Raw genomic sequence first — 25699 nt, 5'->3', positions numbered from 1 at the left:
GTCAGTTCGGCCAGTTTGATCGTTTGACGTTCCCATGCCAGTCCTCGATTTCGGTGCTGGCAAAAGATGTCGGCTGTGTCCAGTTCTGACCCGCGGCAAAACTGATGACCGCAGTTACGGCGATAGCGATCAGTAAATCTACGCGAAGATTTGTGCCATGTGGCTGAGAAGTGAGATGTACCATTGTTGCCTCCGTGGCTGGTTGTGTTCGACAGGCTCAAGATGAGGGTGGCGTTCGCTTTATTAAAGTGAATGTTTGATTGGGAATGCATCACAAAAGTTGATGCAATCTATCGCACCAGAACTCCGCCGGCCCCTGACCCAGTCTCACCTTCCCGTGACGCTTCTTACATAGGGGTTGAGACCCCTCGCTGGCGGCCACAATATTGAGGCACCTCATGACGTAAGGAACTGCCATGCCCACCGAACGCATCACCTTTGCCGGTCACGACGGCCACCAACTGGCTGCACGCCTCGACCTGCCGGACGGGCCTGTCCTTGCTACGGCATTGTTTGCCCATTGCTTTACCTGTTCAAAAGATATCCCGGCCGCGCGCAGGATCGCAGCCCGTCTGGCAGCGATGGGTATCGCGGTGTTACGGTTTGATTTCACAGGCTTGGGTCATTCAGACGGCGAATTTGCAAACACCACCTTCACCTCGAATGTTGAGGATCTGATCGCCGCCTCACGGTATCTGGCTGGACGGAACATGTCCCCGTCTCTGCTGATCGGGCATTCTCTCGGAGGGGCAGCGGTTCTGCGCGCCCGAGCTGGTATTTCGAGTGTTAAGGCCGTTGTGACGCTGGGCGCGCCTGCCGATCCAGGGCATGTCTCGCACCATTTCGACGCCGCACTGTCGGAAATCCAACAAGAGGGATCGGCCGAGGTCACTTTGGGTGGTCGCCCGTTCCGTATTGGCAAAGCGTTCGTCGAAGATATCGCCCAATCCGCGCTAACCCCTGCGATTGCGGATTTGAAGGCCGCGCTGCTGATACTTCATGCGCCACGCGACGAAACGGTTAGTATCGACAATGCAAGCGCGATCTTTCTGGCAGCCAAACATCCCAAAAGCTTCGTGACGCTGGACGACGCTGATCACCTGATTACACGCGCGGCGGATGCGGAATATGCTGCAGATGTAATAGCGGCTTGGGTTACGCGCTATGTGGTGCTGCGCCCGCCTGCCCCACCACCGGGTGCTCCCGAAGGCGTAGTGCGGGTGACTGAGGCCGATCCCAACGGATTCCAGCAAGACATTCAGTCCGGCCCCAAGCATCATGTTGTAGCAGACGAACCGGCCTCATATGGAGGCACCGACCGCGGTATGTCGCCCTATGGCTTTGTGTCATCGGGTCTTGGAGCCTGTACTTCGATGACAATCCGGATGTATGCGCGGCGCAAGGGCTGGCCACTAACAGGCATCACTGTCGATGTTTGCCATAACAAGGTCCACGCACAGGATGCGGGTCTGATCACTGACAACAAGGTCGATCTGTTCCGCCGCAAAATCCGGCTCGAGGGCCCCTTGGATCAGGATCAGCGCGCACGTCTGCTTGAAATCGCCGACAAGTGCCCTGTTCACAGAACACTTGAAGGAACAGCGAAAATCACGACGGAATTGCTGTCGTGATCCGCATCAGCGCCGCCGCGGTGACGGGCGGTGAATAGGCGGCCGGGCAACTGGCGGCCGGGCAACCGGTGGACGTGCCGGGGGCTTGGCGACAGGGGGGCGTGGGCGCGCCGGGGGCTTGGCGACCGGAGGTTTGGGTTTGACCGGAGGCTTACCCTGCGGTGGACGATTTACATCAATGTCCACATCAACGTCGTGATAGTAGTCGTTCCAAAGCATCGAGTCATAGAACGGATCATATCCGTATCCCACACCAACCGTCACGCCGTCGCAGGCAGACAAGGTGATACTGGTCAAACCGAATACCAGCGCGGCGATCGACCGTTTCATCAGCTTACGAGTCATCCAAACCTCCTCACTGAAGCGACCGGAATGACGCGAATACGGCATTCAGGTCGTCCACATAGCCAGGATCGGCGCCGTCTCTTAATACGGCCACTGCGACAGCCACGCGATCACGCGGCAAGTCAATCACTGTGGCCGTGAAATTTATCCCCCGCCGATCACGGGTGCCGGTACCGCGGATAACCCGCGCTGGCAGACCTCCGATCTGGGTTGCGACTGTTTCCGAAACGATCGGATCTTTGACCAGAAACTTGTCGATATCCTGAAGGTATCGCAGGCCACCGTCGATGGATGACACACCAGATGGCGAGACAAATCCAATCCATACGCTGTCATCCGTTACCGGTTTGATCCCCATGACCCGGGCAACCGCGCGGGGATCGTTCAGCTCGGTGTCATCGACCTCACGCGGGCCGCCAGTACGAACCGACCAAAAATCTGGTACCGCAAAGCTGAACAAGGCGCGCCCTTCATCAGTATAGGTGATCGGTGTTTCGGCTTTTGCACTCCCTGCCCCGGCGCAAACAACCGCGCAGGAAAGGGTTACAGCCCTCAATAGATTAGGCATATCTGAATAACCTGTTGTTTCTATTGCTACAGCTTGAACTGTGTCGACCGGTTTTGTCCAGCCTCTTGTTGGCGCAACAAAAAACCGCGCCGGGATCGCTCCGGGCGCGGTTCATGTCAACTAGGTTGACTGTGGTTTAGGTGCGGGCGTCGCCCACCAGCTTCCACAGGCCGGGGATCAGCAGCGCGGCCAGCGCGAGCTTGATCGCATCACCCACCAGGAATGGTGTCAGGCCCCATGCCAGGATCGGCTGGTCCCAGCCATAGAGCTGGCCCAGCCACAGCAGGCCGGGGACATAGATCAGAACGTTGGCCAGTACCAGCGCCAGCGCCATTTTCACGACCGAACGGTCCCAGCCGCGCGCGGCCAGCGTACCCAGCATCAGGGTTGCCAGCACATATCCGACCAGGTAGCCGCCAGTGCCACCCATCATGTAAGTCAGGCCGAATTTTTCAGCCGAAGAGCCCGCGAATACGTCAAAGCCCAGCGCTCCGATCAGCAGATAGCCCATCATGGTTACCAGACCCAGCCTTGCGCCATAGGCGGTGCCGATGGTCAGAACCGCAAATGTACCCATGGTGATTGGAACTGGCCACATCGGCACTTTAATCTTGGCGGCGACTGCCAAGGCAACGATGCCCAAAGCAACCAAAACCACCTGTTTGACGCGCAGCGCCGTCCCTTCACGAGGGCCAAATGCATTGGCCAATACGTTCGCATTCATGTTGTTTCTCCCTAAACGGACCGAGATTCTGCAACAGGAATGCCCTGTCAGCGCCGCATCTGCAAGATGATTACGCTACCGCAGCATGTATTCCGTATTCATTTCGTATGATTTCCGGGGGCCGGACACGGTCCAACGGACCCTCCAGCAGGGCCAGCCCGAGAAATCATAGACTGCGTCATAGCTGTCCGGCGGGCAATTATGGTGATCCGCAGCCTGCGCCTGGCCCAGCTTGAGAGCGTGGAAATAACGCCCGTCATCTAAATACACCGCAACGCTTTCGCCCTTGTCGTGCCACAGGTATCGGCGCGTTCCCATCATCTCGGGCTGGCCCGGAATGCGCAGAGTTACCGTCTCGTCATAGATCAGACCGTCTTTGGACCTGGTGAATCGCGCAGAGCCATCGGCCAAAACCACCTGCCCGGCCCGCGCATCCCGAATGGTGCGTGACAGGCTCCAGTCCCCTTCGAAGTCGGTCAGTTCGTTTGGAAAGGTCATTCGGGATAATACCCGTCTGTGATCTCGCCTGCGCCGTCAATAAATCGAATGATGACACCGCTTTGCAGAACATCATAACACGCCCAGATATCCGAAGGCGGCCAAACCGAGCAATACTGATCGCCCTGCACGGCCCACTTTCCGGTGCTGGGACGACCCGAAAAATAATGGGTCACCCCGCTTTGGTCGAATGTTTGCCAGATGCCGTCGCCATAAGTTAGTTTTTTGCCCGACAAGGCTTCGGCAATTTCATCACCCGTCAGCGGCCAGAACTCTGTCGCTGCCGCAACACCAGGCCAAAGGGATAAAATCAGGGCAAACCGTCTCATCACCGCACTCGCGCCTTGTTCCGTAGGGCGGCTGGGTTTAAACCGCGCCGCAACGACCTCTGCCAAATCATAAAAAGGTGCCGCTGCCAATGATTCCACGTTATTCCCGCCCCGACATGGTCGCCATCTGGTCGCCCGAGACGAAGTTCCGCATCTGGTACGAGATCGAGGCCCATGCCTGTGACGCCATGGCCGATCTGGGCGTGATCCCGCGTGAAAACGCCGAGGCCGTGTGGAAGGCCAAGGATGTGGAATTCGATGTGGCCCGCATTGATGAGATTGAGGCCGTCACCAAACACGATGTCATCGCTTTTCTGACCCATTTGGCCGAGCATGTCGGCAGTGATGAGGCGCGTTTCGTGCATCAGGGCATGACCAGCTCGGACGTGCTGGATACCTGTTTCAACGTTCAGCTGACCCGTGCTGCCGACATCCTGATCGCCGACCTCGAAGGTTTGCTGGCCGCTCTGAAACGCCGCGCGATCGAACATAAGGACACTGTCCGCATCGGCCGCAGCCACGGCATCCACGCCGAGCCCACCACAATGGGCCTGACATTCGCGCGCTTCTATGCCGAGATGGATCGCAACCTGTCCCGCATACGCGACGCACGGGCCGAGATTGCAACAGGTGCGATCAGCGGCGCGGTCGGCACCTTTGCCAATATCGACCCTCAGGTCGAAGAGCATGTCTGCGACAAGCTGGGACTGGTGCCCGAACCGATCAGTACGCAGGTCATCCCTCGCGACCGCCATGCCGCGTTCTTTGCCACGTTGGGCGTGATCGCCAGCAGCATAGAAAACGTCGCAATTGAAATCCGTCACATGCAGCGGACCGAGGTTCTTGAGGGGGCCGAGTTCTTCTCGATGGGGCAGAAAGGGTCGTCGGCGATGCCGCACAAGAAGAACCCTGTACTGACCGAGAACCTGACCGGGCTGGCGCGCATGGTGCGCGCGGCGGTGATCCCGGCGATGGAGAATGTGGCGCTCTGGCACGAACGCGACATCTCACACTCCTCGGTGGAACGCATGATTGGGCCGGACGCCACGATCACACTGGATTTTGCTCTGGCTCGACTGACGGGCGTGATCGACAAAATGCTGATCTTCCCCGAGAACATGATGGAGAACATGAACAAGTTCCCCGGTCTAGTGATGAGCCAGCGGGTTCTGCTGGCGCTGACGCAGGCAGGGGTCAGCCGGGAAGAGGCTTATGCTATGGTTCAACGCAACGCGTTGAAGGTCTGGGAACACCGCACAGACTTCAAAGAAGAACTTCTGGCGGATACTGACGTGACCGCCGCGTTGAGCAAGGAGGAGATCGAAGAGAAATTCGATCTCGGCTATCACACCAAACATGTCGATACGATCTTTGCCCGGGTGTTTGGCGAGTAAAATTTCGTAAAGACTCTGCAATACTGACCCGCACAAAATTTTTGTGCGGGTTTTTCTTTGCTTGATCACGGCAGGATCATTCCCGCTTTCTAACTTGTGAATAAATTCGCGCGATCAGTTGTTAGCTTTTGTATAGAACGCGCTATGCTTATTCTGAGCAGCCCTACGAACGGAGACCAAATATGCGCCTCATCCTAGCTTCGGTTATTGCAATTCAGGCCCTTACATTTGCCCCCATGGTTCATGCCGCAGGTGGCGGCGGGGGATCGACGCCGCCAAAAACAACAAACACCACCAAGAAATGTCTGTTCGGACGGGTCTATGATGAGGCCGCGGGCAAATGCGTAAAGCCCAGCAACACCAATTTCACTCAGGATCAGCTGTACCACGCCGTGCGTGAACTGGCCTATGACGGGCAGTTCAAAAACGCCCAAGGCGTGCTGCGCGTGATGGACCAGAATGACGATCGCGTCATGACCTATTGGGGATTTACCTATCGGAAGATGGGCAAGCCGGAACTGGCGAACCTGTTTTATGAAGGTGCAATTAACGCAAATCCCAACAATATCCTGGCACGTTCCTATATGGCGCAAGGCTTTGTCGCCGAGGGCAAAACTGATCTGGCGATTGCGCAGTGGCGTGAAATCAAAGCACGTGGCGGCGAAGGAACGTGGGCAGAGGTTTCCCTGCGCGAGGCGATCCGCACCGGACTGACCTACAACTACTAAACTTCAGCCTTTCTTTACCCGACTCTCTGTAATCTGCCTGTGGAACAGGAACTTTGGCACCGCAGGCAGATGCAGAACACAAACACATTGGTACAGGTGGCCCCGGGGGCTTCTGCCCAGCTGGCTAAAGAAAACGATGACGACCTTCGCTTGGTGGCCCGCAGCCTCAGCAGCCGACAAAAGGCGGCGGTGGTTGTGCGTCTCTTGCTGAATGATGGGGCGGACATTCCGCTGGAAGAGCTCCCCGACGATTTACAGGAAACGCTAACCCACCAACTGGGCAAAATGGGCCTTGTCGACCGGGTTACCTTGGACGCTGTTGCCGGTGAATTTGCAGATGCGCTGGACAGTGTTGGCCTGTCCTTTCCACATGGTCTGGCGGGCGCTTTGGATGTGGTGAACGGCAAAATCGCCCCGGCAACTGCGGCGCGTTTGCGTAAAGTGGCCGGGATACGCCAGATCGGCGATCCTTGGCAGCGATTGCGAGAGATCCCTACAGAAGATCTGGCCGAAATGGCGCAGGCCGAAAGCACCGAGATTGCGGCCGTGATGCTATCGAAACTTGAAACCGCCAAAGCTGCGCAACTGCTAGGGCACCTTCCCGGCCCAGTTGCTCGGCGTATTACCTATGCGGTTTCGAAAACTGCAAATGTCAGCCCAGAGGCCGTCGAGCGGATCGGGTGGTCGCTGGCGGCTCAGATGGATCAGCGCCCTGCCACAGCGTTTGCCGACGGACCGGGTGCCCGCGTTGGCGCGATACTGAATCAGTCCGCTGCCTCGACCCGGGACGGCCTGCTGAGTGCATTAGAAGAAGAAGACGCCGATTTTGCCACCATAGTTCGCCAATCCATTTTCACCTTCGCCCATATCCCGTCCCGCATTCTGCCCCGTGATGTCCCGGCCATTCTACGCGGTGTGGAACAACCTGTCCTGGTTACAGCGCTCGCCGGTGCAGAAACGGAAGGAGACAGGGCATCGGTTGACTACCTGTTGTCCAACATGTCTTCGCGTATGGCCGAAAACCTGCGCGAAGAAATGGATGAGGTCGGAAAAATCAAACAACCCGATGCAGAGGAGGCGATGACCCAGATCATTGGCGCCATCCGGATACTTGTCGATGAGGGAACCATCACGCTCCGGGATGATGACGGCGACGAATAAAGAGAGTAAGCGCGCCTAAATCTCTGGCCGAGCAGAAAGCTTGTGGTTACCGCGATCGGCTTGTATGTCTGACCCGGCAATTCACAACAGACGCCGAGACCTTCTAATGCCCGTTGAAAAGTCTGAACTAAGCAGGTCCGAGCTTGGCAAATACTATGTATCCGGCATGTTCCTGAAAGGCGTTATCAAGGCGTTACGGTTGCTGCCCTATGAGACACGCATTGCCACAATGGGCGCCATAGCGAGAAACCTTGCGCCGTTGGTCGGGTTCTCGAAAAGAGTACGCAGCAATCTGAAACTCACCTGCCCGGACCTGACTGAATCCGAAGTGAAACGCATCTGCAAGGCCGTTCCTGACAACGCCGGGCGCGCGATCATGGAGCACTTCTCGCCCGAGGATTTCACAGAACGCCAACGCTTTGCCAAAGTCACGGGTACGGGTCTTGCCGCCTTTGATTTCGCCTTGGCAGAGGGGCGCCCTGTGATGATGATCACTGCGCATTTCGGCCATTACCTGGCCGCGCGTATTGCCCTTCAAGAACGCAGCGGTCAGCCTATTGGCTGCCTCTACCGTCGAATGGCGAACCCCTACTTCAACGACATGTATGTCGATGCGTTCTACAAAACCGGCGCCCCGATGTTCGAACAAGGCCGTCGCGGGATGGTCGAAATGGTGCGGACACTCAAAAAAGGCGGGATCATCGCTATTGTGTCAGACCTGCACGCACATGGCGGGGAAGAGCTGACTTTTTTCGGCAAACCGGCTGTGACGTCGGTTTTGAATGCGGAACTGGCCATGAAATACAAAGCCGTCCTGATTCCGTGCTATGCAGTGCGTCAGCCCAATGGGGTTGATTTCGAAATCATCCTGCACGAACCGGTCCCACATACGGATCCAAAGACGATGACCCAGTTCACCAATGATGACCTCGAGGCAGTTGTCCGACAGCATATGGGTCAGTGGTTCTGGATTCATCGTCGCTGGAAAACCTGGAACGGGCTAGGCGTCCAAGCCAAAGACATGCCTTGATCAGCGAACGCGTGCTGCCGCAATAATCGGCCCATGGCCAACCCCTTGCACCAACACAACGGCCGGTAAACCTGACGTCAAAGATACCTTATAGGTCTTAGGCGCTGTCCCGTCCCATTGCCCGGCTACTGTCCAGGCCTCGACCACATTGGCATAATCCAGTTCTTGTCCGGCCAACTCTCCGCGCCGGATCGAAGCATGGCGCATTGGCGTGTATTGCACCACCCGGATGTCATAGACCTGATCCGGTGGCAAACTGATCGAGGAAACGTCGACAGTTACGTTATCTCCTGTACGTGAGGCCGAAACCGACGCCAGCGGAGCGGCCTTGGAATGGTCGCCGATCAGGTAATCCAGCTTTGCCGTATCTGCCCCTACAATATCCTGCTGACCATTCACTACCATCTGAGGCGTATAGATCACCGTACGCCCGGAGTTTCCGGCATAGCTGCGCTGACGCTCAGTATGGGTGGGGTCGGCATATTCATCCTCCCATCCGATATAGTCCCAATAATCCACATGCAGCGCCAACCCGATGACGTCATCCCGATTGGCCAGATCGTGCATGATCCGGTCAGCCGGGGGGCAGGACGAACATCCCTGCGAGGTGAACAGCTCCACCACTACGGGTCCGCTTTCTGCAATGGCCGAAGTAGCCAGGAACAGGGACGCCAACGCGGTTGCGGTTGCAGATTTGAACATGTTTGCTCTCGGGTTTCATGGGGTGCATTACTGGTTTAGACGGAACGCTGATCAAGCACCAATCAAGGTTTCTTGAGACCGGTGACACAAGGTTTTCGCAAAAATGTGTGCAATGGTATACAAAAATTGCCGCACCTGGTCTGTTGGACCTTGAACCGCGCGCTTGGGTGATGCAGATAGCCCTCAGCGAATCCCATATTCCACGTCATTTGAGAGGGAGGCCACAGATGCCCATCAAAGTCGGACAGGATACCGCCAAGACACGCCGCAGCCTGAGCGTGAATGGCAAGTCCATCTCGTATTACTCGATCCCCGCCGCGCAAGAGGCCGGCCTGGGTGATTTCTCGAAACTGCCCGCCGCCCTGAAGGTGGTATTGGAAAACATGTTGCGGTTCGAAGATGACGGGTTCTCCGTCTCGGTCGACGACATCAAGGCCTTCGCCGAATGGGGTGCCAAAGGTGGCAAGAACCCGCGTGAGATCGCCTATCGCCCTGCCCGCGTGCTGATGCAGGATTTCACCGGCGTTCCGGCGGTGGTCGATCTGGCCGCTATGCGCGACGGGATCAAGGCTCTGGGCGGCGACGCTCAGAAGATCAACCCGCTGAACCCGGTTGATCTGGTCATCGACCACTCGGTCATGATTGACGAGTTTGGCAACCCGCGCGCGTTCCAGATGAATGTTGACCGCGAATACGAACGCAACATGGAGCGGTATCAGTTCCTGAAATGGGGTCAGGGTGCCTTCAACAACTTCCGCGTTGTGCCCCCCGGAACCGGCATCTGTCACCAGGTGAACCTGGAATATCTGGCGCAGACCGTTTGGACCGACACGGATCAGGATGGCAACGAGGTTGCCTATCCCGACACGCTGGTCGGCACTGACAGCCACACCACCATGGTCAACGGCATGGCCGTTCTGGGCTGGGGCGTTGGTGGGATCGAGGCCGAAGCCGCTATGCTGGGTCAGCCGATCTCGATGCTGATCCCCGAGGTTGTCGGCTTTGAGCTGACCGGAGATCTGGTTGAAGGCACCACCGGCACCGATCTGGTTCTGAAGGTCGTCGAAATGCTGCGCGCAAAGGGTGTTGTAGGCAAATTCGTCGAATTTTTCGGCGAAGGTCTGGACCGTCTGCCGCTGGCCGACCGGGCAACCATCGCCAACATGGCCCCGGAATATGGCGCGACATGTGGTTTCTTCCCGATTGACGGTGAAACGCTGCGCTATCTGCGTAACACCGGCCGTGACGAAGATCGCATCGCGCTGGTCGAAGCCTATGCCAAGGAAAACGGCTTCTGGCGCGACGCAGATTACGCGCCGATCTACACCGACACCCTGTCGCTCGACATGCGCACCATCGTTCCCGCGATCTCGGGCCCTAAGCGCCCCCAGGATTATGTTGCTCTGACCGGTGCCAAGGCGGCGTTCACCAGGGAAATGGCCGAGACGTTCAAGCGACCCATGGGCAAGGAAGTCGCCGTCAAAGGCGAAGACTACACCCTAGAATCCGGTAAAGTTGTGATCGCCTCGATCACCTCCTGCACCAACACCTCGAACCCGTATGTCATGATCGGCGCTGGTCTTGTGGCCCGCAAGGCCGCAGCCTTGGGTCTGAACCGTCAGCCTTGGGTCAAAACTTCACTGGCACCGGGATCGCAGGTTGTATCTGCTTATCTTGAGGCCGCTGGCCTGCAGGAAGATCTGGACAAGATCGGCTTCAACCTTGTCGGCTACGGCTGCACCACCTGTATCGGCAACTCGGGTCCAATCCAGAAAGAGCTCTCTGAGGCGATTGCCGAGGGCGATTTGGTAGCCACGTCGGTCTTGTCGGGGAACCGCAACTTCGAAGGCCGTATCAGCCCGGACGTCCGCGCCAACTATCTGGCCTCACCGCCGCTGGTCGTGGTCTATGCGCTGGCCGGTACGATGGATATCGACCTGACGTCCGAGCCGATTGGCCAGGACAAGGACGGCAACGATGTCTTCATGAAAGACATCTGGCCAACCCAGCAAGAAGTGGCGGAATTGGTCGAACAGACGGTCACCCGTGAGGCGTTCCTGTCGAAATATGCAGACGTCTTCAAAGGCGACGAGAAATGGCAAGCGGTCGATACCACCGATGCCGAAACCTATGACTGGCCACCGACCTCGACCTATATCCAGAACCCGCCCTACTTCCAGGGCATGGGGACCGAGCCGGGCACAATTTCGAACATCGAAGACGCTAAGGTTCTGGCCATTCTGGGCGATATGGTCACCACTGACCATATCTCGCCTGCAGGCTCGTTTGCCACGACAACACCGGCTGGCAAGTATCTGACCGACCGTCAGGTGCAACCGCGCGAGTTCAACTCTTACGGGTCGCGCCGTGGCAACCACGAGGTCATGATGCGCGGCACCTTTGCCAATATCCGCATCAAGAACGAGATGCTGGACAGCGTCGAAGGTGGTTACACCAAAGGCCCCGATGGCGAGCAGACTTCAATCTATGACGCGTCGATGGCCTATCAGGAACAGGGCACGCCGCTGGTTGTCTTCGGTGGTGAGCAGTACGGTGCGGGATCGTCGCGCGACTGGGCGGCCAAAGGCACGGCTCTGCTGGGTGTCAAAGCGGTGATCGCCGAAAGCTTTGAGCGTATCCACCGCTCGAACCTGGTTGGCATGGGCGTTGTACCGTTCGAATTCACCGGTGGCGACTCGCGCAAGACGCTGGGCTTGAAGGGTGATGAAACCGTCTCGATCCACGGTCTGGATACGATCCAGCCGCTGCAAGAGGTGCCCTGCACCATCACCTACGGTGACGGTTCTGAGAAAACCATAACCCTTAAGTGCCGCATCGATACCGCGCCCGAAATCGAATATATCGAAAACGGTGGCGTGCTGCATTACGTGCTGCGGAACCTGGCCAAGGCCGACTAAGATCTCTGAGCAAACTAAAAAGGGCGCCCGGTCGGGCGCCCTTTTTACGTTCCATTTGCGCCAGGATGCTGTGCCTGGCTTTTTCACCGACCTCCCACTTGGTTCTGCCCAACCAGAGGGGCTACGGTGACCGCACCAAGATGGATGATTGTGACCAGATCATTCAGAAGACTGGTGTTTCTTCCCTCACCCTGCCGCGTTAATCGGCCTTAGCCTTTTCCAAAGCGGGCCGAATAGTTCCTTCGATGACGCGCTGGGTAATCGGCCCAGCAAAGCGCAGGATAATGGTTCCGTCGCCGTCGACTACATAGGTTTCCGGTACGCCGTAAACGCCCCAGTCCAGCGCCATGCGTCCCTGTTCATCCCGGCCGATACCCGTATAGGGATCACCAAGTTCGTTCAGGAATGCCTCGGCATTTTCCAGCTTGTCCTTATAATTGATACCGTAGACAGGAATGCCTTCATCCGACAGAGCCTGCAGGTTCGGGTGTTCTACCCGGCAGGGCGCGCACCAACTGGCCCAATAATTCACAAGCTTGATCTGTCCATCGCGCAGCGTTGCGTCGTCAAATTGTGGCTTGCCTGCAAAATCTGTTAATACAACCGGTGGCGCGGTTTGGCCCTCACGGGCCGAGGGCAAAGCGTTTGGATCATCACGGAACATGCCAATACCGGCAAGTACAGCAAAGGCACCAAATATCAACGGAGGCGCAATCATCAGGGGCGAGATCTTAGCCATTGCGCTTTATCCTCTGTTCAACTTTTTCCAGTTCAGCCTGGCTCTTGCGGCCCCGCATCACGCTGACCAGAACCAGTGCCAGCAAAAGCCCGATGGAAACCACATAGGACCAGAGCACCGTATCGGCATATTTTCCAAGATCAGGGATCATCCGTTTGCCCTTTCCCGCGCCAGCAGAGTCTTGGTCCGACGCGTGCGAATTTCAGTACCCGTGCGGTAAAGTACCAAGGCGATGAACAACAACACGAACCCGACAATGCAGAGCAGCAGAGGATAGAAATAGATATTGCTGACCTTCTCTTCAGTATCCGCTCCAGTCACAGCACCAGCCCGCAGGACAGAAGCGCCCTGATGCAGCCCCTGATTCCAGAAATTCACCGCATAACGGCTGAGGATAGCAAAGACCGACCCCACCAGACACAGGATCGAGGTCAGATCGGCAGCCGTATCAGGGTCTTCGATCGCCTCCCACAAGGCGACATAGCCCAAATAGAAGAGGAACAGGATCAGGAATGAGGTCAGACGTGGATCCCAGGCCCACCAGGTGCCCCACATGGGCTGCCCCCAAATCGCCCCGGTTGCCAACGCAATCAATGTCATCACGATGCCCACAGGTGCGGCCGCGCGCGCAGCCAGCGCACTGACATGATGACGGCGAACCAGCCAAACCAGAGAGGTCGCCAGCATCATAAGCCAGCAGTTAATCGCCATCAGCGCGGCGGGTACATGCAGGTAAATGATCTTGACGGTCGATCCCTGCTTGTAATCATCGGGTGTGAAGAAAAATCCCCACACCAGACCAATGACGATGCAAACCAAAGCCGCGCCCCAGAAGAACGGCATCACCCGTTCACTGGTGGCAAGAAACTTGCGCGGATTGGCATATTCCCAGAGGGTATTGGCTTTGGCTGCGATAGACATGGGCCTTATCTAGTCCGAGTCGGGTTCATTCTCAATTGACATCCGTCAAAGTTACACTGTGTCACCGTAGGTTAATGCGCAACACAGCGGCGCTGGCAAAAGGTAACAGGGCAATCGTCGCCGCAGTGATCCCAGCCAGCATCAACAAGGGTGTCTGCGTTTCCATTCCGGTTGCGCCGCGGCGCGCGACTTCGGCCCCGAAGATCAATGTCGGTACATAAAGAGGCAGCACAAGAAGCGACAGCAGCAATCCGCCGCGTTTCAAGCCGACCGTAAGAGCAGCACCAAAGGTTCCGATGACGCTCATCGCGGGCGTGCCAATCAAAAGTGAGACGACAAGCCAGAAAAAGCCGGGCAAAGGCAAATTAAGCAGAACGCCCAGGAAGGGCGCGGCCAGAACCAGTGGCAAGCCCGTAGTCAGCCAATGCGCCAAAGACTTGATCGTTACGACCGCTTCTAACGGCAGGGGCGCCGTCGCCAATAGGTCGAGCGAGCCGTCCTCCCAATCCAGCGCAAGCAGCCGGTCAAGTGACAGAAGGCAGGCCAAAAGTGCCCCCAGCCACAGCACGCCAGGTGCAATCGTGGACAACAATGCGGATTGCGGGCCAACTGAAAAAGGCACCAGCACGGTGACGATAAGAAAAAACGCCAGGCCAAGGCCAAACCCTCCGCCCGCACGGAAGGCCAGTTTCAAATCACGTAATAGCAGGGCGATCACAGGAAACCTCCGTCGAGATCATCGACAGGTTTCGGTTTAGCCTTGTAGGGCCCCACATCCAGGACCTCTCCGTCCAGACCAAGGTCGATATGGGTGGCAATCAGGGCAGACCCACCCTGCCCCAGATGCGCGCGCACCGCGTCAGCAAACATCTGCACTGCATTCTTATCCAGCGACACAGTGGGTTCATCCAACATCCAGATCGGTCGTTCGGTGACCAACATCCGCGCCAACCCCAATCGACGTTTCTGGCCTGCCGACAGATTGCCTGCATGGCGATCCGACAGCTCAGTCAAAGCAAACGCGTCCAGGGCCGGTTGAATGCTGTGACTGCCGAAGACCTGCGCCCAGAACGACAGGTTTTCCACCACGGTCAGAGTCGGCTTGAGTCCGTCGGAATGTGAGGCATAGGCGATCCGGTCCTCAGCCCCGTCGATCTGCCCCTCAAGCGGAGGCTGCAGGCCTGCCAGCGTTCGCAGCAGCGTTGTTTTACCGATCCCGTTCGGCCCGCGCAGGATAAGCGCCTTTCCGGGCTCCAGCGAAAAGCTGAGATTTTCCAGCACAGGAACGCCCCCTCGGGCGATCGACAGGTCGGTCACGGTCAATGTCATGAATCCCGCTTATCCTATTGCCGTCAGAGGCAAAAGGCGGGATTTGCCGCAGCATACCGACAGCAACGTATTTGGGTGGCATCTAAGCGCAAGGCCAGAGGAAAAGAATCCGATCAGACCGGTAGCAGCGCCAGTGCAATACGGCGCCCTTCGGATAACAGGATATTGTATGTGCGGCACGCGGACGGAGAGTTCATGATCTCAACCCCGATCCCCGAATCTTCCAAGGCGGCGCGCAGATCAGAAGGAATATGGGCCAGCTCAGCGCCGGTTCCAATAAACAGCACATCGACCTGACCCGCCAATTTCAACAGACCATCCCTGTCGTCGTACCCGCCCCATTTCGCTGATCCTGCAGGGCCGGTCAGCACCGACCCGTCATAGACCTGACCACCGATGCGGAAAAATCCAGGACCATATCCGTCAACAGGGGCCGCATTGTCATAAGAGATTTCATTCATACGCATAGGGGGCATCTAGCCCCAAAGCGGTAGGCCCGACAAGGCTGCAAGCGCTATCGCCAGATACGCAGCGGCACGATACAGCTTTTCCCGCTCGGGCCGGAACATCCAACCACCCAGCCAATTACCAGCCAGATTGGGGACCGCCAGAGCCAGACCCAATATCACAGCAGGCAGCGTAATACGGTCCATGCCAGTCAGGTACCCGAGCAGCAGAAAATCAAAGGCGAACAGGTATAACAGGATCGTCGCACGGATCACGGCCACGGGCAGAGGTCGAGACATATAGAACAAGATAACGGCCGGTCCCGGCAGGCCCGCGACACCGCCCAAAAACCCACCAGCGCCTCCTATTCCCAAAACCATTTTGCGGCTGACATGACCGTGATAGCGCAGACCGAACACCAGAATAGCCAGCATAAGAAACGCCAACAGGCTAACGGTATAGCGAAATACGTGTGGATCGACCGTGGTCAGCAACCACAGCCCCAATGGCAGAGCGAGTGCGCACCCTCCCACCAGACGGACCAGATCACCCCTGTCGACCTCGCGCCAGGCCCGGCGAAGGTTGGGCAGCGGGCCCAGAATATCCATGATTGTCAGGCAGGTCAGCGCCTTGAAAGGATCAAGGAATGGGGTTGCGATAGGCAGGAAAATCAGGGCGGTCCCAAATCCGGAAAAGCCGCGCACAACACCGCCAAGAAAGGCAGCAAATACTATGATGGCCAGCCCTGTGGGGGACTGGCCAAAATACTCAGGCATCGATGTTGGCAAACTGGTTGCCAGAGGTGTTTGATGGCTTGGACCAGTCGCGCTTGACGCCCAGCCACAAAAGGATGGTTGATGCCACAAAGACGGACGAATAGGTACCTACGATCACACCCCAGATCATAGCAAAGACAAACCCGCGGATCACATCCCCGCCCAGAACATAGAGCGAAATCAACGCCAGCAAGGTGGTGACAGAGGTCATGACTGTCCGGCTGAGCGTTTCGTTGATCGAAAGGTTCAGAACCTCCTTTAGGTCCTTTTTCTTGTATTTCCGCAAGTTCTCGCGCACCCGGTCGAACACGACCACCGTATCATTCAACGAATAGCCCACGATGGTCAGCAGCGCAGCGATGATCGCCAAATCAAAGCGGATCTGCAGTTCGGAAAAGATGCCGATAGTCAGGATGACGTCATGCACCAGCGCAGCGACAGCCCCCAGCGCAAACTGCCATTCAAACCGCAGCCAGATGTAGACAAGCACCGCCCCAATGGCGAGCACCACCGCGATCACGGCGGTCTGGATAAGCTCTCCCGAGACTTTGGGTCCAACAGATTCGACGCTTTCGAAGGGCAGTTTCAACCCAGGGTCCGCTGCGGCAAGAGCTTCACCAATTTGTTTAATCGTGGCCGCATTGACAGCCTCAGCATCATCCTGCGCCTGAATGCGGATCATCGCGACATGTTGATCTGGCCCGAAGCTCGGATCGAAAATCTCGGTGATCGTCACGTCGCCAAGTCCAAGCGGCGCAATAGCGTCACGATATGTGCCGACATCGATTTCCTGCGCGCTTTGGGTCCGAATGGTGGTCCCTCCACGGAAATCAATGCCGAAGTTCAGGCCCTGCAGCATGAAGGACGTAAACGCGACAATCATCATCAAGGCCGAGATACCCAGCCAGATCTTCCAGCGACTGAAGAAATCGAACGAGGTATTCTGGGGTACGAGTTTCAGTCTCATGTCAAACCTCGATCGTTTTCGGACGGCGGCGTTCGAACCAAATCACGATCATCAGGCGCGTCACGAAGATCGCGGTGAAGACCGAGGTCAGAATACCCAGACCCAAAGTGATTGCGAACCCGCGCACTGGCCCGCTGCCCATAGCAAACAGGATTACAGCGGTAATGAAGGTGGTCACGTTGGCGTCCAGAATGGCCGACAGCGCTTTTTCATAACCCAGCTCAATCGCGCGGGCAGGACCTTTGGCAGATTTCAGTTCCTCTCGGATACGCTCGAAGATCAGTACGTTGGCATCCACCGCCATACCTACCGTCAGAACGATCCCCGCGATCCCAGGCAGGGTCAACGTCGCCCCAATCAGGGAAAGCAGACCGAACAACAGGCCAACGTTGATGATCAGCGCAATATTGGCGAAGATACCAAACAGGCCATAGCTGAGCGCCATGAATGTCAGCACCGCGACAAAGGCCACGATGGTTGCCACCTTACCCGCGTCGATACTGTCCTGGCCCAGCTCGGGACCGATGGTTCTTTCTTCCAGAAACTCCAGCCCGGCGGGCAGTGCCCCTGCGCGCAACAGGACAGCCAGATTTGTACTTTCCTCAACGGTGAAATTACCGGTGATGATACCAGACCCACCGGGGATATGACTTTGGATCACCGGGGCTGAGATCACTTCGTCATCCAGAACGATGGCAAAGGGTGCCCCGATGTTTTCCAGCGTGTAATCACCAAATTTGCGCGCGCCTGAGGTGTTAAAGCGGAAACTCACCGCCGGGCGGCCATTCTGGTCAAACGCGGGCTGCGCATCGACCAGTTCCTCGCCCGTTACAACAGGCGCGGCATCCAACGTGTAATAGACGCCATTTTCGTCAATCGACGGCACCACCTCTTCGCCAACGCCCGCTATCGCATCGGGGTCGGTTCCGCGCCCAACGACGGGGTTAAAGGTCAGTTGCGCGGTCGTGCCGATGATCTCTTTCAACTCTCCTGCGCTGCCGATACCTGGCACCTGGATCAGGATACGGTCGGTGCCTTGCCTTTGGATGGTCGGCTCGCGGGTGCCCACCTCGTCAATCCGGCGGCGAATGATTTCCAGCGATTGACGCACGGTGCGGTCGTCTGAGGCCAGCTTCTCGGCCTCAGAAAGTTGCACAATGATCGTATCACCTTCGGCGCGAGCCTCGATATCCGTGGCCCCTACACCGCTGAGGGTCTGCACCTGACGGGCCAGACCGCGGACAACCTCCAGCGCGCGGGACATGCCCTCGGGCTGACTGATGCGAAGGCGAATCTCAGCAGGCGCCGAGTCCTGGCGACGGATGGTGCCCACGGTGGCACGTTCGTCCCGCAGCGCATCCCGAATTTCGGGCCACATGGCGTCCATGCGGGATTCGTAGACGTCACCCACCCGAACTTCGGCCAAAAGATGCGCGCCACCACGCAGATCCAGCCCTAGATTGACCAGCGACGACGGCAGCCAGTTCGGCCATTGCGCCGCCTCGGCCTGCATTTCAGGAGTGTCGACGCCAAGCTCAATCGCCGCCTTGGCGTCATTGGATTGTTCAACGCGCGTATAAAACGCATTCGGCAGGGCCATCAGCAAGCCAGTCACGCAGACCAGCCAGATCAGAACCCGCTTCCAGGTATCAATTTGCAGCATTACCCTGCCTTTTCAAGGGATTATATCGCGAAGTTACTTCGCCGGCTCAGTCTTGTTCAGAACCTGCGAAATGGTCGATTTAACCACGCGGACTTTGACTCCCTCGGCGATTTCGACTTCGATCTCGTTATCGCCTTCTTTGACCTTGGCCACTTTACCAATCAGCCCACCCTGGGTAACGACCTGATCGCCCCGGCGCACGGCCTCGACCATGGCTTGATGTTCCTTCATTTTCTTCTGCTGTGGACGGATCAGCAGGAAATACATGATCGCAAAAATCAGGATCAGCGGGAGAAACTGGGCGATTGCGCCACCTTCCATGGGATATTCCTTTTGGTTTGGTACTGCGAAAATGCTCCGCAAATTTTGCGAGAACCTATTCTCTGAACCACCTGTTTGCAAGGAATGGCAGCACAGGTTTTTACAATGATTGGCTCATAATGATCAAAGAAATACGCCGGGGTCGCAGATCGGTCCTTTGATCCGGGCTCGGCTGGGATATAGTTGGCCGGCAGGAGGACCGATGATTCAATTAATCCAAACGCTTGGCACGCTTTCGCGCATCTGGTTCACGCTTGTCTGGATTATGTTCAGCACAGCGATGGCGCTAGCACAGGATGCGCCAATCGAAACGCCTGAAACCTCTGAACAATCAGAGAATTTCAAAGCACCGGTCATCATCGACGGCGAAAGCCTGTTTTTCCTGCGCGGATCCAGCGCCCTGCCCGCGCCCGAACGGGCCGAGACCGTTCAGAACAACATTATCCAAGTGGCCCTATCCTCGGAAAATCCTGAGGTTACCGTTACTTATGAGGATACGGAACTGGGCACGCGTATTTTAGTTGATGGCGTGCCGGTATCGACGGTCACCGTCGCCGATGCCGAAATGGACCAGATGGAGCTGGACGTCATCACCTATCTCCATGGCTCGGCCATCCATGATGCGATTGTCGCCTACCGCGCAAACCGAACCGAACAGGCGCGTGTATCCGGCGCGTTTGAGGCTTTGGGCTGGACGTTGGGGTTTGCCGTATTCATCGCCTTTATTCTGTGGCTGCACCGGCGCATCAGACGGCGTACCCTGAAATTCGTATCGCGCCATCTGAAGGACGTGGAAACGGCAACAGCCAAAAGCGTTCAAGCCGAAGCCATTGCAGCCCTCGTCAGTTACGGTCTGAACTTCATATTGCTGGTCGTCTTCTTTCTGGGCTTTTACTACTACCTGTCTTTTGTTCTGCTTTCCTTTGCCGAAACCCGGTATTTCGCTCAGCTGTTGCTGACCTATCTGACCGAACCGGTTCTGCTGATCTTCAAAGGAGTGGTCAGCTATATCCCCAACCTTATCATGCTGGCGCTGATCGCCTGGTTGGCGATGTATATCATCAAAGGGATGCGCGTGTTCTTTGACGCGGTCGAGGCCGGCACATTCGAGCTGGGCGATTTTGAAAGCCATTGGGTAAACCCGACATTCAACATTGCCCGCGTTTTGGTCATCCTGATCGCATTGGTGTTTGCAGTACCCTATATCCCAGGCTCGGATTCCGCAGCGTTTCAGGGGCTGACTATTCTGGTGGGTGCGATGCTATCGCTTGGTGCGAATTCGGTGGTCTCCAACATGCTGGCTGGGCTGTTTGTGATCTACCGCCGCTCAACCTCGATTGGCGATCGCATCCAGATTGGCGACCACATCGGCGACGTTGTACGGATCAAACTGATGGAGACCCACCTGAAGTCTATCAAGAACGAGTTGATCTCGATCCCAAATGCGCAGTTGATGAATTCGGATGTGATCAATTTTTCAAAGAAAACAGATGGTAGCGGGCTGTTGCTGCATACGACTGTTGGTATCGGCTATGAGGAACCTACGGAGAAGGTCGAAGCGATGCTGATCGAAGCCGCACGCCGGACAAAGGCAATCAAGGCAAAGCCAGAACCATTCGTTTTGTGGACCGCCCTGGCCGATTATGCGATCAACTATCAGATCAACGGCTATACCACACGGGGCAGCATCATCCCGAAAATCCGGTCAGACCTGCATCGCAATATCGTGGCCGTGTTCAACGAGAACAATGTGCAGATCATGACCCCGTCTTACATCGCCGATCCACCCGAGCCGAAAATCCCCACTGAAGGCTGGGATGGCCATCTGGCACATGAAGCACACGAGGGAACGGATAAGTCGTAACCGGTGCTACACCCTGCCTTTCATATGGTGCATAAGCAGGTTCAGTGATTCACGCATTTAAGGACCTGAACCATGCACGACATCCGCGCCATACGCGAAAACCCAGCCGCTTTCGACGCCGCCCTAGCGCGCCGTGGGGACGCGCCGGTGTCGTCGGACCTGTTGCGCCTGGATGAAAGCCGCCGTGCCAAGATTCTGGCCGCCGAAACCGCTCAGGCCGAGCAGAACAAAGCCTCCAAAGAGGTGGGTGCGGCCAAGGGTCGTGGCGATGAGGTCGAGTTCGAGCGCCTGCGCGCGCTGGTCGCCGAGAAAAAGGCCGAGATTGCCCAGATGCAGACCGAGGCCAAGGATCTGGACGCCCTTCTGACCGATCAACTGATCCGCATCGCCAACCTGCCCGCCGAAGATGTGCCCGAAGGCGCGGATGAAAACGACAATGTCGAAGTCAACCGCTGGGGCACTCCGCCCACGCTGGATTTTGCGGCCAAAGAGCATTTTGAGATCGAAGCCGTCCAGACCGGTATGGATTTTGAGACTGCCGCGAAACTGTCCGGCTCGCGTTTTGTGCTGCTGTCCGGTGGTATAGCCCGCATTCACCGCGCATTGGCGCAGTTCATGCTGGACACACATATCAACGAAAACGAACTAACCGAGGTCAACGGCCCGGTTCTGGTTCTGTCCGAAATGATGCAGGGCACCGGGCAACTGCCGAAGTTTGGCGAGGACAGCTATCAGACCCGTGAAGGCTGGTGGCTGATCCCAACCTCCGAAGTGTCGCTGACCAATATCGTCAATGAAACGCTGATCGAAGAAAGCTATCTGCCCCGCCGCTATACCGCGCATTCCCTGTGCTTCCGGTCCGAGGCTGGCAGCGCTGGCAGAGACACCCGTGGGATGCTGCGCCAGCACCAGTTCGAAAAGGTCGAGATGGTCTCGGTCACCCATCCGGATAAATCGGATAAGGAACAAAAGCGCATGTTACGCTGCGCCGAAGGTATTCTGGAAAAATTGGGCATACCCTATCGCACCGTGATCCTGTGTACGGGCGACATGGGCTTTGGCGCGCGCCGTACCTATGACATCGAGGCATGGTTGCCCGGACAGGATACCTATCGCGAGATCAGCTCGGTCTCGACTTGTGGTGATTTTCAGGCCCGCCGCATGAACGCGCGGTTCCGCCCCGAAGAGGGTGGCAAACCGGAATACGTCCATACACTGAACGGCTCCGGTCTGGCTGTCGGTCGTTGTCTGATCGCCGTACTGGAAAATGGTCAGAACCGCGATGGCACCGTGACCTTGCCCAAGGTTCTGTCCCCCTATCTTGGCGGCAAACTGACCTTACAGCGGGACGGCACGCTGGCATAAGAAAACCGGCGCTAACCAACTGCGCCGGTCCTGAGAAAATCAAAAGGTGGAGGAGGTCTACTTCTTCGCCTTTTTCTTATCTTTTTTCTTACTCTTCTTCTTGCCGACTTTCTCTTTGGCGTCCTGTTTCTTTTGATCTTTTTTCTTGTCGTCCTTTTTGGACTTTTTATCCTTTTTGGCTTTGGCTTTCACCTTGTCCTTTGCCTTTGAGAATGCGGCCTCCATTTCCAGAAGCTTTTTGGCAGCTTTCTCAGCCTTGGCTTTTGCCTTGGCCTTTTTTCGCGCTTTGGCTTCAGCAGCGGCTTTCTCTTCAGCAGCCTTCTGGGCGGTTTCCTCAGCCCGCTTCCGGGCGGCGGCAGTAACGCCCTTCCGAGCAGCTGGGCGCTTGGTTGCCGCGCGCGCAGTCGTGGTTTTGGCTGAAACAGCTGCTTTCGCCGCCGCTATAAGAACCGGTGCCCGTGCCACACCAATGCGGGGAACTTTGACGAGCTCTGCGGGTTTCGCGCTCGCAAGGTCTTCTGCGGTCTTGAAGCCATTGGCAATCAACGCTTGCCCAAGCACCTCGCCTACACCCTTTACATCGGTCACTGCGGTCATCAGAGTTCCTTTCCTTCTCACATCGGGCCGGAATACCGGCTAGCTGCTATGGGCCAGCCCCCGGGATTGATCCTTAGGAGGGAAAGGCACAAGCCGTTTGTTGTCCTCATCCCAAAGTTTCAGATTCAAAGCCGCTACCGCCTCGGGGAATTTGATCCGGCGCGGCGTATACTCGGACGGGAGGTTATAGTGGCATTCCCGCAGCCGGTAAGAGGGGATGCGCGCGTTGAAGTGGTGTATATCGTGCAATGTGATGCAGGCCACCGCATTATCAAACCACCAGCCGAAATCCAGCGCCGACGACCCCTGCAGCGCGGCCAATTTCGGATCCAGATCTGGGCGACGGTCCCAGTATGTGTCTTCGAAATTATGCTGAAGATAGACTAGGAAAACTCCCAGCATCCCGCCAAGGAAGGAAAAGGCCACCCAAACCAAAATACCGGTCGCACCGGCGATCAGATACAGCAGGCCCAGGAAAATCAGGATCGACAGGTTGTGCAGCAGCACGCCTTTGACGCCGAACCGCACCGTATTCTTGGGCCAGCGGTAGCGAATGAAATAAGTAAACAATGCTCCGACCGGTACCAGCACAAAAGGGTTGCGGTATAGGCGATAATACAGCCGCGACCACCAGTTCGCCGCATTCCATTCCCTCACGGTCATGGTATGAATTTCGCCGGTCTCACGATGTTCCAGATTGCCGATGCCGGAGTGATGCAGGTTGTGGTTTTGCTTCATCACTTCGAATGGAGCGAAAGTGAACGGGGACAGCCCATGCCCTGCCCATTCATTCTGTGCACGCGTTTCAAATAGCGAATGATGCCCGCAATCGTGCTGCAGCACGTAAAGGCGAACAGCGGAAAACGCGAAAACCACCCCGGCCGGCATCATGACATACCAGCGGTCCACATAGATGATGGCTAATGCCAACGATGAGAAATAAACCGCGAAAGTCCCAAAGTAGCTGATCGCGGCCAATCCATTATCCTGAACCGCGTATTGACGTGTGTATTCTCTCAAATCCATTCCGTCGGCTCCCCACAATGGCCCGTTGCAATGTGATTCTAAAAATGGGTGCGGTCTTCCCGCAAACAAGCGACACGCTTGGAAACAAAAGCGCGCCAGCGAATGCTAGCGCGCCATCAAAGGGCTGTCACGCCCCGAGATGAAAAATGCAACAGATTGGCGCAGTTACGCGCGTCCCTTCAAATGTTTGGCCAAGGCACCTGCGTTTTTCTTACGCCGTCCCTTATAAGGGTTCTTGTCTCCCTGTCCGCGCAAGGTCAGTCGGATGGGGGTCCCGGGCATATCGAAACTCTCACGCAGGCCGTTGACCAGATAACGGTTATAGCTTTCAGGCATCTTGTCGGGGTGCGAACACATAACCACGAATCCAGGGGGGCGGGTTTTGGCCTGAGTCATATACCGCAGCTTGATCCGGCGACCCTGCGGCGCTGGCGGCGGGTGCTGTTCCAGCATTGCGATCAACCAACGGTTCAAAGCAGCAGTCGGCACACGTCGGTTCCAGATATCATGGGCGCGTAGGATAGCAGCTCGCAGGCGCTCAAGCCCCCGCCCTGTTTTGGCCGAAACCGTGACCAGTGGCGCGCCGCGCAACTGCGGCAGAAGACGTTCGAACGATTCTTTCAGATCGCGCAGTTTTTCCTGCTTGTCCTCTTCGATATCCCATTTGTTAATGGCGACAACGACGGCTCGGCCCTCGCGTTCGGCCAGATCCGCGATGCGCAGATCCTGCTGTTCAAACGGAATCGCCGCATCCAGCAACACCACCACAACCTCGGCAAATTTTACTGCACGCAAACCATCCGATACAGAAAGCTTCTCAAGTTTTTCCTGTACCTTGGCTTTTTTGCGCATCCCCGCCGTATCGAAGATCCGCATCGGCGTGCTTTCACCCTCGGGGTCGGCCCAGTCGATCCGCAGGCTGATTGCATCGCGTGTGATCCCGGCCTCGGGTCCGGTCAATAAGCGATCTTCGCCAACGATCTTGTTGATCAGGGTGGATTTTCCGGCATTCGGGCGACCAACAACGGCAACTTGCAACGGCTTGGCGTCAGTGATCAACGGGGTTACGGCTTCGCCGTCTTCATCAAGCTCGATATCAGTTACGGGCGCTTCTTCGATCGCTTTTTCCGCAGCAGCATCCGCCAGAGGCATCAGATGTGCGTAAAGATCGGTCATCCCCTCGCCATGTTCACCCGACAGGCGGACCGGCTCGCCCAGACCCAGGTTATAAGCTTCGAGCACACCGGCATCAGCCGCCGAACCTTCGGCTTTGTTGGCCGCAAGGATCACGTGTTTCGATCGTTTGCGCAGAATCTCGGCAAACATCTCATCTGTGGGCGTCAACCCCACACGCGCGTCGATCATGAACAGGCACACATCAGCCATGTCCACGGCGCGCTCGGTCAGGCGTCGCATCCGTCCTTCAAGGCTGTCGTCTGTCGCATCCTCAAGACCCGCCGTATCAATAACGGTAAAGCGCAGATCGCCCAGACGCGCTTCGCCTTCGCGCAAATCGCGCGTAACACCTGGCTGGTCGTCGACCAATGCCAGTCGTTTGCCGACGAGGCGGTTGAACAAAGTGGATTTGCCCACATTGGGGCGCCCCACGATAGCGAGGGTCAGGGACATGTTACTCAACTTTCAAGACTCAGACGC

Annotated in this window: 28 protein-coding genes; 8 read left to right on the top strand and 20 right to left on the bottom strand. The window is 56.9% G+C overall.

Annotated elements, in window-relative coordinates:
* Nucleotide 1 precedes the first annotated feature (1 nt).
* Nucleotides 2-184, bottom strand: a complete 183-nt coding sequence (locus AC2FJW_RS06335; RefSeq protein ID WP_142633116.1) for a hypothetical protein — start codon at nt 182-184, stop codon at nt 2-4.
* Between the two features lie 232 nt (nt 185-416).
* Between AC2FJW_RS06335 and AC2FJW_RS06330 the strand changes: the two genes are divergently transcribed.
* Nucleotides 417-1631, top strand: a complete 1215-nt coding sequence (locus AC2FJW_RS06330) for a bifunctional alpha/beta hydrolase/OsmC family protein (protein ID WP_496688463.1) — start codon at nt 417-419, stop codon at nt 1629-1631.
* Nucleotides 1632-1637: 6 nt separating this feature from the next.
* Here AC2FJW_RS06330 and AC2FJW_RS06325 read toward each other — a convergent pair whose 3' ends face one another.
* From AC2FJW_RS06325 to AC2FJW_RS06305, 5 genes are all read right to left on the bottom strand, one after another.
* A complete protein-coding gene (locus AC2FJW_RS06325) occupies nt 1638-1976 on the bottom strand; it encodes a hypothetical protein (RefSeq protein WP_496688465.1) in 339 nt (112 codons plus the stop codon).
* A 10-nt stretch (nt 1977-1986) separates the two neighbouring features.
* Nucleotides 1987-2544: a hypothetical protein gene (locus AC2FJW_RS06320; RefSeq protein ID WP_496688467.1), complete on the bottom strand. Its 558-nt coding sequence runs from the start codon at nt 2542-2544 to the stop codon at nt 1987-1989.
* Between the two features lie 136 nt (nt 2545-2680).
* Nucleotides 2681-3268: a biotin transporter BioY gene (locus AC2FJW_RS06315; protein WP_142633110.1), complete on the bottom strand. Its 588-nt coding sequence runs from the start codon at nt 3266-3268 to the stop codon at nt 2681-2683.
* 75 nt (nt 3269-3343) lie between these two features.
* Nucleotides 3344-3766, bottom strand: a complete 423-nt coding sequence (locus AC2FJW_RS06310; RefSeq protein ID WP_496749521.1) for a DUF6314 family protein — start codon at nt 3764-3766, stop codon at nt 3344-3346.
* On the bottom strand, nt 3763-4095 hold the full coding sequence (locus AC2FJW_RS06305) for a hypothetical protein (protein WP_281994446.1): 333 nt from the start codon (nt 4093-4095) through the stop codon (nt 3763-3765). The genes AC2FJW_RS06310 and AC2FJW_RS06305 overlap by 4 nt, the downstream gene beginning before the upstream one ends.
* Nucleotides 4096-4184: 89 nt before the next feature.
* Here AC2FJW_RS06305 and purB point away from each other — a divergent pair, with 89 nt between their 5' ends.
* From purB to AC2FJW_RS06285, 4 genes are all read left to right on the top strand, one after another.
* Nucleotides 4185-5489 carry an adenylosuccinate lyase gene (gene purB, locus AC2FJW_RS06300; RefSeq protein ID WP_496749520.1) on the top strand — a complete coding sequence of 435 codons (1305 nt, stop codon included), beginning with the start codon at nt 4185-4187 and terminating at the stop codon, nt 5487-5489.
* A gap of 182 nt (nt 5490-5671) precedes the next feature.
* Nucleotides 5672-6217: a tetratricopeptide repeat protein gene (locus AC2FJW_RS06295; protein WP_496749519.1), complete on the top strand. Its 546-nt coding sequence runs from the start codon at nt 5672-5674 to the stop codon at nt 6215-6217.
* A gap of 69 nt (nt 6218-6286) precedes the next feature.
* Nucleotides 6287-7378, top strand: coding sequence for a flagellar motor switch protein FliG (locus AC2FJW_RS06290; protein ID WP_496749518.1), 1092 nt, complete (start codon nt 6287-6289; stop codon nt 7376-7378).
* 106 nt (nt 7379-7484) lie between these two features.
* Nucleotides 7485-8408, top strand: a complete 924-nt coding sequence (locus AC2FJW_RS06285) for a lysophospholipid acyltransferase family protein (protein ID WP_496701348.1) — start codon at nt 7485-7487, stop codon at nt 8406-8408.
* On the opposite strand, the gene AC2FJW_RS06280 is transcribed toward AC2FJW_RS06285, so the two are convergent.
* On the bottom strand, nt 8409-9110 hold the full coding sequence (locus AC2FJW_RS06280; RefSeq protein WP_281971901.1) for a DUF1223 domain-containing protein: 702 nt from the start codon (nt 9108-9110) through the stop codon (nt 8409-8411).
* A 227-nt stretch (nt 9111-9337) separates the two neighbouring features.
* Between AC2FJW_RS06280 and acnA the strand changes: the two genes are divergently transcribed.
* Nucleotides 9338-12028 carry an aconitate hydratase AcnA gene (acnA, locus tag AC2FJW_RS06275; protein WP_281971900.1) on the top strand — a complete coding sequence of 897 codons (2691 nt, stop codon included), beginning with the start codon at nt 9338-9340 and terminating at the stop codon, nt 12026-12028.
* Nucleotides 12029-12227: 199 nt separating this feature from the next.
* On the opposite strand, the gene AC2FJW_RS06270 is transcribed toward acnA, so the two are convergent.
* The 10 genes from AC2FJW_RS06270 to yajC all read right to left on the bottom strand — a co-directional run bounded on the left by AC2FJW_RS06270 (nt 12228) and on the right by yajC (nt 19191).
* A complete protein-coding gene (locus AC2FJW_RS06270) occupies nt 12228-12767 on the bottom strand; it encodes a DsbE family thiol:disulfide interchange protein (protein WP_142633094.1) in 540 nt (179 codons plus the stop codon).
* Nucleotides 12760-12918 (bottom strand): heme exporter protein CcmD, encoded by a 159-nt coding sequence (ccmD, locus tag AC2FJW_RS06265; RefSeq protein ID WP_185956600.1) that lies wholly within the window; start codon nt 12916-12918, stop codon nt 12760-12762. The genes AC2FJW_RS06270 and ccmD overlap by 8 nt, the downstream gene beginning before the upstream one ends.
* Entirely contained in the window at nt 12915-13688 is a 774-nt protein-coding gene (locus AC2FJW_RS06260; protein WP_142633092.1) for a heme ABC transporter permease, read from the bottom strand. Before AC2FJW_RS06260 ends, ccmD begins: the two co-directional genes overlap by 4 nt.
* Before the next feature lie 61 nt (nt 13689-13749).
* Nucleotides 13750-14406, bottom strand: a complete 657-nt coding sequence (ccmB, locus tag AC2FJW_RS06255) for a heme exporter protein CcmB (RefSeq protein WP_282021834.1) — start codon at nt 14404-14406, stop codon at nt 13750-13752.
* Nucleotides 14403-15017 (bottom strand): heme ABC exporter ATP-binding protein CcmA, encoded by a 615-nt coding sequence (gene ccmA, locus AC2FJW_RS06250; RefSeq protein ID WP_142633088.1) that lies wholly within the window; start codon nt 15015-15017, stop codon nt 14403-14405. The genes ccmB and ccmA overlap by 4 nt, the downstream gene beginning before the upstream one ends.
* Nucleotides 15018-15130: 113 nt before the next feature.
* A complete protein-coding gene (locus tag AC2FJW_RS06245) occupies nt 15131-15484 on the bottom strand; it encodes an Mth938-like domain-containing protein (RefSeq protein WP_142635082.1) in 354 nt (117 codons plus the stop codon).
* Nucleotides 15485-15493: 9 nt separating this feature from the next.
* A complete protein-coding gene (locus AC2FJW_RS06240) occupies nt 15494-16240 on the bottom strand; it encodes a sulfite exporter TauE/SafE family protein (RefSeq protein ID WP_496676192.1) in 747 nt (248 codons plus the stop codon).
* Nucleotides 16233-17207, bottom strand: a complete 975-nt coding sequence (secF, locus tag AC2FJW_RS06235) for a protein translocase subunit SecF (RefSeq protein WP_496676195.1) — start codon at nt 17205-17207, stop codon at nt 16233-16235. The genes AC2FJW_RS06240 and secF overlap by 8 nt, the downstream gene beginning before the upstream one ends.
* Before the next feature lies 1 nt (nt 17208).
* On the bottom strand, nt 17209-18870 hold the full coding sequence (secD, locus tag AC2FJW_RS06230) for a protein translocase subunit SecD (RefSeq protein ID WP_496749517.1): 1662 nt from the start codon (nt 18868-18870) through the stop codon (nt 17209-17211).
* 33 nt (nt 18871-18903) lie between these two features.
* A complete protein-coding gene (yajC, locus tag AC2FJW_RS06225; RefSeq protein WP_142633080.1) occupies nt 18904-19191 on the bottom strand; it encodes a preprotein translocase subunit YajC in 288 nt (95 codons plus the stop codon).
* A 202-nt stretch (nt 19192-19393) separates the two neighbouring features.
* On the opposite strand from yajC, the gene AC2FJW_RS06220 reads away from it, so the two are divergent.
* Nucleotides 19394-21055, top strand: a complete 1662-nt coding sequence (locus AC2FJW_RS06220; RefSeq protein ID WP_496749516.1) for a mechanosensitive ion channel family protein — start codon at nt 19394-19396, stop codon at nt 21053-21055.
* A 72-nt stretch (nt 21056-21127) separates the two neighbouring features.
* On the top strand, nt 21128-22420 hold the full coding sequence (serS, locus tag AC2FJW_RS06215) for a serine--tRNA ligase (protein WP_496749515.1): 1293 nt from the start codon (nt 21128-21130) through the stop codon (nt 22418-22420).
* A gap of 57 nt (nt 22421-22477) precedes the next feature.
* On the opposite strand, the gene AC2FJW_RS06210 is transcribed toward serS, so the two are convergent.
* The 3 genes from AC2FJW_RS06210 to der form a co-directional block, all read right to left on the bottom strand.
* Entirely contained in the window at nt 22478-23017 is a 540-nt protein-coding gene (locus AC2FJW_RS06210; RefSeq protein ID WP_496692365.1) for a helix-hairpin-helix domain-containing protein, read from the bottom strand.
* A 39-nt stretch (nt 23018-23056) separates the two neighbouring features.
* A complete protein-coding gene (locus AC2FJW_RS06205) occupies nt 23057-24043 on the bottom strand; it encodes a fatty acid desaturase (RefSeq protein ID WP_496749514.1) in 987 nt (328 codons plus the stop codon).
* A gap of 165 nt (nt 24044-24208) precedes the next feature.
* Nucleotides 24209-25672 carry a ribosome biogenesis GTPase Der gene (gene der / locus AC2FJW_RS06200; RefSeq protein ID WP_142633070.1) on the bottom strand — a complete coding sequence of 488 codons (1464 nt, stop codon included), beginning with the start codon at nt 25670-25672 and terminating at the stop codon, nt 24209-24211.
* Nucleotides 25673-25699 lie beyond the last annotated feature (27 nt).

Source organism: Ruegeria sp. CDSA020 (assembly GCF_059612345.1).
This window is presented reverse-complemented; position numbering and strand designations above follow the sequence as displayed.